Source organism: Stenotrophomonas sp. GbtcB23, from assembly GCF_019091045.1.
GTDB lineage: Bacteria > Pseudomonadota > Gammaproteobacteria > Xanthomonadales > Xanthomonadaceae > Stenotrophomonas > Stenotrophomonas rhizophila_A.
The window spans coordinates 1-269 of record NZ_JAGXKC010000431.1 but is presented as its reverse complement, the minus strand read 5'-3'; the positions used below and the strand labels follow the sequence as shown (position 1 = coordinate 269).

At 61.3% G+C, this 269-nt stretch carries 1 protein-coding gene; it reads left to right on the top strand.

The features are described from left to right. The coding region (locus tag KVS69_RS19670; protein WP_217539753.1) for a hypothetical protein at positions 1-269 on the top strand (269 nt) is incomplete at both ends.

Here is a 269-nt window from a genome sequence, read left to right as displayed (position 1 = left end):
AATTATGCGGTCACGGTCAAGCGCGCGAAAGGCAGTTTCGACGTATCGATCTCCGGCTCGGTCATGGACATGCGGCCGATCATCACCAAGCTGAGGGCGGGTGAGAAGAGCGGAAATGGCGGCAAGGGGAGCGACGGCGCCGATGCGCGCGTGCGTGCCAAGCTCGACCGCATGATCGGCTTCAACGATCAGGTGCTCTCGAATGTCTCGCTCCTGTTCTCCAGCCGCAACGGCGATATCTCGACCGCCGATTTTTCCGGCGTGACGGA